The 9331-nt window shown below is 39.0% G+C and carries 9 protein-coding genes; 1 reads left to right on the top strand and 8 read right to left on the bottom strand.

What is annotated here, in order from left to right; all coding sequences use genetic code 11:
• Window positions 1-195 precede the first annotated feature (195 nt).
• The gene (glf, locus tag J5224_RS22530; protein ID WP_264627485.1) at window positions 196-1323 is read right to left on the bottom strand and encodes a UDP-galactopyranose mutase; all 1128 of its coding nucleotides are present in this window, start codon (window positions 1321-1323) and stop codon (window positions 196-198) included.
• 173 nt (window positions 1324-1496) lie between these two features.
• Between glf and J5224_RS22525 the strand changes: the two genes are divergently transcribed.
• Window positions 1497-2477 carry a hypothetical protein gene (locus J5224_RS22525; RefSeq protein WP_264627484.1) on the top strand — a complete coding sequence of 327 codons (981 nt, stop codon included), beginning with the start codon at window positions 1497-1499 and terminating at the stop codon, window positions 2475-2477.
• Window positions 2478-2498: 21 nt separating this feature from the next.
• On the opposite strand, the gene J5224_RS22520 is transcribed toward J5224_RS22525, so the two are convergent.
• From J5224_RS22520 to rfaQ, 7 genes are all read right to left on the bottom strand, one after another.
• Window positions 2499-3419, bottom strand: a complete 921-nt coding sequence (locus tag J5224_RS22520) for a glycosyl transferase (protein ID WP_264627483.1) — start codon at window positions 3417-3419, stop codon at window positions 2499-2501.
• Window positions 3397-4341: a hypothetical protein gene (locus J5224_RS22515; protein ID WP_264627482.1), complete on the bottom strand. Its 945-nt coding sequence runs from the start codon at window positions 4339-4341 to the stop codon at window positions 3397-3399. The genes J5224_RS22520 and J5224_RS22515 overlap by 23 nt, the downstream gene beginning before the upstream one ends.
• A gap of 15 nt (window positions 4342-4356) precedes the next feature.
• A complete protein-coding gene (locus J5224_RS22510; RefSeq protein ID WP_264627481.1) occupies window positions 4357-5238 on the bottom strand; it encodes a hypothetical protein in 882 nt (293 codons plus the stop codon).
• 39 nt (window positions 5239-5277) lie between these two features.
• Window positions 5278-6294: a glycosyltransferase gene (locus J5224_RS22505; protein ID WP_264627480.1), complete on the bottom strand. Its 1017-nt coding sequence runs from the start codon at window positions 6292-6294 to the stop codon at window positions 5278-5280.
• A gap of 39 nt (window positions 6295-6333) precedes the next feature.
• A complete protein-coding gene (gene rfaP / locus J5224_RS22500; RefSeq protein ID WP_264627479.1) occupies window positions 6334-7143 on the bottom strand; it encodes a lipopolysaccharide core heptose(I) kinase RfaP in 810 nt (269 codons plus the stop codon).
• Complete coding sequence (locus J5224_RS22495) at window positions 7144-8268, bottom strand: glycosyltransferase family 4 protein (RefSeq protein ID WP_264627478.1); 1125 nt, start codon at window positions 8266-8268, stop codon at window positions 7144-7146.
• A 10-nt stretch (window positions 8269-8278) separates the two neighbouring features.
• On the bottom strand, window positions 8279-9331 hold a 1053-nt coding region (gene rfaQ / locus J5224_RS22490; protein ID WP_264627477.1), incomplete at its 5' end, for a lipopolysaccharide core heptosyltransferase RfaQ.

The following is a 9331-nucleotide window of genomic DNA, read 5'->3' as shown; positions in this document are numbered from 1 at the left end:
TAATGGTTGAATGAGGTAAAGCAAGATGGTGTAAAGGGTTTGTAGCATTGGCATTGGCTATTTTAGAGTTATCGCTGGGATGAATTTTATCGTGTTGATAGAGGTTAGGCTATGAGTTTATGCTAGATTCTTCTTGCTTAACATGACGTCGAAGAATTAAATACCAGTATGTTTATACCGGAAAACCAGCTTTTGCTAATTATTAATGATTTTTCTTACTGTGTATAGTGCAGCAGAGATTACTTGGTGCATGTCATAGTATTTATATTCTGCTAGGCGACCGCCAAAGATAACGTTACTTTCTTCGTTTGACAGTTTTTTATACAGTTTTAATCTGTCCATATTGACCTGATCATTGATGGGATAATATGGCGTATCTCCTGGTTTATATTCCATGGGGAATTCCTTGGTGATGATTGTGTGCGGTGTGACTGCATTCTCGAAATGCTTATGTTCAATAATTCTGGTATACTGGACAGAGTCATCCGTATAATTTATTACAGCATTACCTTGGAAGTTTTCAATTGGATGACACTCATTTTCAAAACGTAATGTTCGATACTCAAGAGCGCCATGTTGGTAATCATAGAACTCATCAATTGGCCCAGTGTAAATGATGTTTTTTGCATTTTGAATATAAAAGTCTTTATCTTTGATAAAGTCAGTTTGCAGAAAAATATCCACACCAGAAAGCATTTTTTCTATAATTTGTGTATAGCCACCAATAGGAATACCTTGATATCTATCTGAGAAGTAGTTGTTATCAAAAGTAAATCTTACCGGTAGTCGTTTAATGATGAAAGGGGGGAGGTCTTTTGCATCTCTTCCCCATTGTTTTTCAGTGTATGATTTTATCAATGTTTCATAAATATCTCGGCCTACTAAAGATATCGCTTGTTCTTCTAGGTTGCTTGGTTCTAAGTTTTCAACCTCTTTACGCTGAGCAGCAATTTTTTGTTGCGCTTCTTTCGGTGTTAACGTTCCCCACATTTGATAGAATGTGTTCATATTGAAGGGAAGGTTAAAGAGTTTTCCTTTATACAGCGCTAGTGGCGAGTTGGTGAAACGATTGAATTCAGCAAATTGATTGATGTAATCCCATATCTCTTTATCATTTGTATGGAATATATGTGCGCCATATTTATGTACATTGATACCATCTTGATTCTCTGTGTAGGTATTGCCAGCAATATGATCGCGTTTTTCAATCAGAAGTATTTTTTTTCCGGTTTTTTTTAGTTCATAAGCACACACAGCACCGAAAATACCTGAGCCTACGATAAGGTAATCATAAGTTTCCAGATTTTTTTTTGTTAGTTTCATCTATTAGACTCGATTTATATTAACTTTCAAAATATATTAAATGTGATTGGTAGTATGGATATTGGGACTTGGAGTATACAGGCTTTCAATGTGTTATTACATAATGGTGAGAGTATAATATAATTTAAGACTTTACTATAAATATCAGGTAACCCTAGTTAGGGGAGGAAGCGATGTCCAAAAAAGTTTTTGTTTGTTGCCCTGGAGATGCTGAAACAGGCGGTCCGGAAGTGTTGCATCAGCTCGTTGATGCCCTACGGAGTGAGGGCGTTAATGCATATATTTTGTATTTCCCATTTAGACGGGAATTTACAATCCCTGATGCATATAAAAATTATAATATTCAAGTGGCCAATTATTCAAAAGATTATTCTAAAGACTCGATTGTCGTTATACCTGAGCCGGTTACTAAATTGATGAAGTTCTTCAAAGATAGTCAAATATGTATTTGGTGGCTCTCAGTTGATAACTATTATGGTGCAGAATTACCGCTGACGTTTGCAGAAAAAATGAATCATATGAAAATGATTATCAAAGGCAAGCGAAAAGGTATTAGCAGTCTAAAGAAATATACCCATCTGGTGCAAAGTGAGTACGCACGAAGTTATTTGGAAAAGTTTGGGATTGAATCTTCTTTTTTGACTGACTATTTAAACGAAGTACATTTGAAAAATGTTATATCTGATACTGTATTGTCAGAAAAGGAAAATATTGTTGCTTATAACCCAAGAAAAGGTGTTGAAATTACCAATGATATAATAAAAAATTCGCCAGGTATCTCGTTTGTTCCTATTGAGAAAATGACACCTTTACAAGTTAAGTCCCTGCTAGGAAAAAGCAAGGTGTATATCGATTTTGGTGGGCACCCTGGAAAAGATCGATTCCCGCGTGAAGCCGCAATGGCTGGTTGCTGTATTATTACAGGAATGCGAGGAAGTGCGAAAAACAATATTGATATTCCAACAGCGAGTGAGTACAAAATAAAAGACTATAGTTTATCCAGAAATAAAGATGTCACTAACATAATATTGCAGATCTTCGATGATTTCCCTCATCATTTTTCGCAATTTAAAGAGTACAGAAAATCAATCCTTGAAGAAAAGCTGAAGTTCAAAATACAGGTGAAAGCGTTTGCCGATAAGTATTGTAAATAATATGTTCTGATATTATTATGGTCAAAGATGACTTTGACCATGATTGTCTGTTTCATGCGTCAATACATTTTTCAGGCAAACATCAAACATGGAACGTGGATGTCTTTTCAATATCATACATTTCATGATTTTCAGAAAACTTCTTAGTTGGCATTGTGATTTTATCCAAAATTTCACACAATAAAGGGTATTTTTAATAGGATTACTTTTATTTTTTTCGATATATCTCAATAAAACTCTGCCATAACCGGCTTCACACTTGGTATGCTCACTCATTTGGGTATAAGCGGCAATGCCACTGATCTGATGATGCATCTCACCGACCTGCTTTCCAGAGACATAACCTATTTTTTTGATGCGTGAGAAGAAACTAAAATCTGCAAAATAAAATGCAAAACGTTCATCAAAAACGCTACCAAATAATGAAATTGTCTTTTCTGCTATGTGTCTAGATATGCATAACCCAGATCCGATCGCCTTTGTCTCTGCTGCATTAAATGTAGGGCTATCGAACGTTGTATTTTGAACGGTAATTTTATCAAGAATAATTTTAGGGAATATAACATCATGTTCTCTGTTTTGGATAATCAGAGAAAAATAATCATCTCTGATTATCGAGTCTTGATCGAATGTAACAAAAAAATCAAAATCTAGCGATTTTATCAAACTATTATAAATCTTGCTTAAAGAGACATTTCTGATGTCTTGGTATATTTTAAATTCTATTTTTTTACTATGGCAAATATAAGAAAAGTTATTTACATCTATCTCATCTAAAAGGGTTGGTCCATTATTCCAAATTGTCAGTATGATCTTAAAGTCTCTGTTAATTTGTGCTGCTATAATTGATTGAATGCTTTCCGAATCACTGAGTTTCGAGTTATATAATACAACTAACGTGTTAATAACTATTGGGGGGTTATTGGTAAGTTTTGTTTGCATAGATGGTTAGATAATCCCTTTTAGTGTTGTAATGATAACGTTGTTGTAGAGGATGGCCATCTCGATTTTCTTTTGTAATATTGGACAGTAAAGTGAAGGATGACATTTCTGTTCCAATATATATATCTACAGATACTGAAATTTCAAAGTCAATGATTGATGCCTCCAATGCATTCTTGGGATTTGATCTTTTTAGCATTGAAGGATGTTTAGTTTTTAGTTTAAAACCAAATTTTTCGTCCACTGTGTCAGATATTGATGTAAATGGGATCTTTAATCCATTTTTGTCATAAGCGACGTATATATATTTTAAACTCGGAAGAGTATTGTAAATTTTTTCAAAAATAACCATACTGCGAGTAAGCTGCGAAGGGAGTTTGGTGCTTCCCTGTTTTTCCTGCCAACTCGCGTTAACATCGAGTGGCCAATCATCTTCAATTCTAAGTTGACAAACGGCATCAATTGGTTGAGATTGATCAATAAAAAAATCAATTTTCTCTTTCATATATTTTGATGGAATTAGAAATTTAAAGAAGTCTGAAATTAATGAGTTATAGTTATAATTTTCATTATTTACATATTCATCTATAATATTACTTCCCTTTTTGAACATTTCTTCATTTTTATATTCAATATCAGCTTTCTCTTTCGATATAATAATATTATATTTATTGGTGAAATATATGAATGATGCGTGATCGAACATGTCAAAAAAAGGAATGTATCGATGGAATAGAGGATATATTAATTTGCCATAGATATATTTTTTAAAGATGTTGTCTTTTTTATTAGTAACGTAGTTTATCAACGGTGGAATCTGGATCGCTGCGTTACTTTCAATAGCGGTGATGAGTAGTCCAAGCAGCATCATTTTTTGGTTATTGAGTCCACCGCCCATCCGTGAAATAGAAATAATTTTCATTATAACCTCGGCATCTCAATCATTTTTAATGAATGTGGATGAATAACTTACTTTTTTATTTTTTTCTATATGCAGCATTGTTCGTGGGTGCTTTTTGTTGATGGCGCATCTGATGAGATTTATAAATCCTCTCATATTAATACGATATTTGCATTTTAATCTTACACAATACAATATATTTTTTAGAAATGATTTTCTTCTATTATGTATGCGCGATAAAAGCTTATCGTAACCTATCTCTAATTTCTTAAATTGATTCATTTTACTCGGGTCATCTTTCTCTGATAGATGATGAAATATTTGTCCAATACATATCCCTTTCAAATAATTGAATTTTTTTATGTGGAAAAAGAATTGAGTGTCTACCCGGTAAAATGCATAATTTTCATCAAAACACTTTTCTCCGTTGGAAACTATTAGATTTTTTAGATGGTTGGAGAATGTCAAACACGATCCAACAGCATAACAATCGCCTAAATTGAATTCACCATGATGAAACGGTTTGTGATCAAAATAGCTAGGGCTTCTGATCTCATCAGGTTCTGTCGGAGAAAAAATTAAAGGAATTATTACATGACAATCTTGATTATTTCTGATATTTATAAAGAAATCATCCGATACTAGAGTATCTTGGTCAAAAATCGTGAAATACTCACTATCTGAATATGTATCAACGAAAAAATTATATATCTTACTTAAAGATATATTTCTAGTGTCTTGATAAATATCACTATCAATATTTTTTTCTTTACATTTATCTAAAAAATCAAAGACATCGTCTTTATCAAATTCATGTGGTCCGTTATTCCAAATGATAATTTTTAATGATATTTTCTCTACGTTTGCTTTAAACAAATGCTGAATTGTTTCTGATTCAAAAAGTGATGAATTGTACATGACCACGAGTGCGTGTATTTTCAATTCAAGCCTCAATGTTTAAATAACTGAAGTTAATTTCATAAGGAAGTATTTACAGTAATTAATAAAGGACATGAAATATTTACCCTTCTTAAATTGATGCTTAGCGCTATAGCGGAGTTGATTTGCTGTGGAGGGTTTTTCCAAACTAACGCCTTTCCAAGGTGAATGCGTTTTTGCCGTATTGAAGAAAACAGTACAAGGATAACTTGCCCAGTTATGCCACGGTTTAGTTGGTCCAATGTAATGGATGAAAATGGTGGTGTCAGTTATTGGGGTAGGATAAAAATGTCCCTTGGGTGCCTTTAGTTCATAATTGATACTAAACTGGGTATTGTATTTTTTATCAAGATACAGAACTTGTTTTTTTAATAAGATGTTTAGTATATCTTGATCAGGATAAGTTATTATTTTTTGTATCTGTGTATCTTTTAACATGGACATGGCTTTTTGACTGATATCTTTGCAATGCCAATTAGTGAGATCAACCAAAAGAACACCTGAGTTGAAATAGCCTTCGGCAATCTCTGGTGTCTCAAGTTTATTTGCTCTTTCTTTCCACCATGCCTGATCGCGGTCTTTTACTACAGCCGCAATAACGTACCGTGTGTCTAGCGTTATCAGTTCATCAATTCGTGCTTTACAAATAATATCAGAGTCAAGGTAAAGGAATTTGTTTGTAACATTAAACAAGAAATCAGCAGCGATAAAGCGAAAATAAATGGCATAACTCCAATTTTTATCACTAGGTAGCTTTTTTAACCATTGGCAATTAACGATATAAACATTAATGTTGCTGCTGTATTGCTCCGCTAAGGCACAAAATTTGGCTTCATCATCGGGTGTAAATCGATCTGTAAAGATATGAAACGCCAAGGGCTGCTCATTGTTGTGCAGTAACAATGATGCGATAGATATTGCACACCCGTACAGAAAATTTTTGTCAGTGCCGTATGCGATATCCAATGCTGTGGTTTCTTTCGAGAACAAGAAAGAGAACGTTTTTTCGATCACTATATTTTTATCAAAATACATGATATTGCCAATTATTCATAATGATAATCAGGACTCGGGTTAAAGTGCCTTACGCTCCGTTCTTTCTCGAATCTTTTCTGCTTTGGTAAACGCTTCGTGAAATAGCGCTTGTTCCTGACGCAGCGTAGTACGCAAGGGTTGATGATCAAAATAGATCTTCAGGAAAAACAAAAGATCGTGTTTGCTCAGTCCAATATCGAGTGAGGAGAAATAGAGGCCGATAAGATCTTTATTACGCCATCTCAGCGGAACACGTTCGCGAAGTTGCGCCCGATGCAGATCGATGACCGAAAGTGTAAATTGCGTATCGGTAGGTTGATAAGGTTGGCGCAGCAAGAAATGGCAAATATAACAATCACGGTGATTAACGCCGCCGGCATGCATCTTTCTCACCATTTCTGCCACACGGCGAATCAGTCGCCGTTTTTCGGCAAGCATTGGCGGATTCTTCGGCCAGTTGGCGCAATAATCTTCCAGGCTGATGGCCGGGCTTAAATCCTCTGTAATAATGAAGGATTCGCGCTGTAGCGGGTTTACTCCCCGCTGGCCAAATGCAGCACCCGTCATGGTGTCTACACCGAGATTGTGCAAGCGATGAATCGCGTTCCATTCACGATCGGCGCCCAATACGGGCAGCCGCAATGAAAGCAGGTTTTTGAGCGCCTCTTTCAATGCCGTGCCGCGATGTACTTTTATAAACCAAGAGCGTCCGGCCAACGTAAAACGTAATGTTTTGCGGCTCTCTAATGCGCGAAAAACATCGCCATCCAGTTTTTTGACTTCTTCAAAGGGGTCATGTTCTTGCCAGAGTGAGGCAAACGGCTCTTTTAACGTAATGACACTTTTCATTTAGTGACGATCCTGGCCCGAAATCAGCAGCGCTGCTTTTTCCGGTAAGCTGTAAAGATCTTCCGTATCGGCATAATGCCGGGCGTTCTCTGACCAGTGATGCAAGGTTTCCGTTTGTTTTAATGCCGTATGTAGCGCAGCGTTCAGCGCTTCCTGGCTGAAGGGGGAGGCGATAACCTGACCTGCTTGTGCCTTCTCAATATGGAACGCGTAGCCACACACCTCGGTGACGATAACCGGTAGCCCGGCGGTGATCGCTTCAAGCAGCACAATGCCTGCGGCTTCTTGATGTGCAGGGTGAAGGAGCACATCTGCGGCGGCCATAAAATCAGCAACATCACTACGTCCAGCGAAAAAACGCACCTGTTTATCAATCCCTAACTGACCCGCCAGCGTTTGATAACGGTCGGGTTTATCCTGGCCGACAACCAGGAAAATGACCTTTTCCCGTAGCGCTTCCGGCAGGCTGGCAACGGCGCGCAGGCTGCGCTCGACGCCCTTACGTTTAAAATCTGAACCCACTTGCAGCAGTACCAGGGCACTTTCTGGGATATTTTGCGTATGACGAAAGGTCTGGCGAATGTCGGGTGTCTGCTGGTCATATTTTCTGTCTAGCGCAATGCCCGGCGGCAGAATCAGAAAACGCTCATCCTGCGTGCCATAATGTTTTTTAAAATCAGCAATCTGGCGTTGAGTCAGCATCAGCATTTTGGTTTTCGCGCTTGGGCTGAACACTGCTTTTTCAAACGCAGCATAGTGCTTGTAGCGCGGCATTAAGCGATAGAAAAATCCTTTCTCCTGCTCAACTTTTTCTGCGTAGCACACATCTGCGGCGTAATAAAAATCCAGTCCCGGCATTTTATTGAATCCCACCACGCGATCGGCAGGGTGCAATTGCAGATGGTGTTGAACCCACTCACTGTAGCGTTGATGCCGTGTGTTATTGCTGATACCCACCGTGGGCACCAAAATAATCTCAAGATTCTCTGGTTCTTCTCCCTGCCAGGACAAGACATACACTCGCACACGGTGACCCTGCCTGACGCAGGCCTGAGCAATACTGAGGAAATCGCGCTGCAAACCGCCAAACGGAAAATATTTATACAAGCAGAAGGCAATATTCATGCAGAATTCCTTATCTTTCTGCGGTATTTAGCGAAGCACCCGTAGGGTCGGCAAGCAACGTTGCTGCGGCGTGAATAACGTCCTGAGCAGGGATGCATGACAGGTATTTTTTATTCCTATCGAGATACTCTCTCTCAGGCATGGTGGTGTAGTCTCCCGCCCACAGAACAATATGGTTATATGACCAAGGGCTCCATTTAACGTGATCCGTCGGCCCAAACAGGCAAACCGTTGGCGTTGCGAGCGCTGCCGCCATGTGCATCGGTGCGGAGTCGACGCCGATATAGAGTACGGCTTTGTCGATTAACGCCGCCAGTTCGAGAAAATGCGTTTTACCGGCAAGGGACAGAGTAGGTTTGTGCGCGCACAGGGTATGGATCTCATTCACCACCGCCAAATCTTCGGCACCAGGGCCACAGGTAAGGACGACCTCTAACCCTTGCTGCTTCAGATGATCAATCACCTGGGCAAATTTATCGTTATCCCAGCATTTAAAATACTGTCGGGCAGTCGGCTGGATAACCACGTAAGGCGTTACTGCTAACTCTGGCGCGAGGGAGAAAACGCGGTCAGCATCTTCCGGGGCATAGTGCAGCGACAGCGGCCGTGTCCTGTCTTCCTCTGGCACATCCAAAGGGGCAAGCAAGGAGAAGTTCTGCTCAACGATATGCTGCCCCGTTGGTTCCAAACAGCGTGTGAAACAGGCGCGCCACAGAGACTGCCTGGCCCCTCCGCGTTGGATGGAAAGGCTGTATGGGCAGTTTAACGATTTAATCAGCAGCGCTATTGGCCACTGGTCGGCCAGATTTACAATCAGGTCATAGCGGTTGCGTTTGAGTGTGTTGCGCATGGCGAGAAAATCACTGATTTTCTCCATTGAGCCGGTGGTTTTTCTTTTCAAACCGTATAACCGGTGGATATCTGGATGCCTGGAAAGGATAGGGATAGTGTCTTCATAGAGCAGCACATCAATAGCGGCCTCTGGATAGCGCGCTTTTAGCGTGCTGATAAGCGGCGTAGTCAACAGCATATCCCCATGAAAACGCAGCTTTACAATCAATAT

It is taken from the genome of Candidatus Symbiopectobacterium sp. NZEC135 (genome assembly GCF_025962695.1).
Note: the sequence above shows the minus strand (reverse complement) of the source record. Positions and strands in the feature narration are given on the sequence as shown.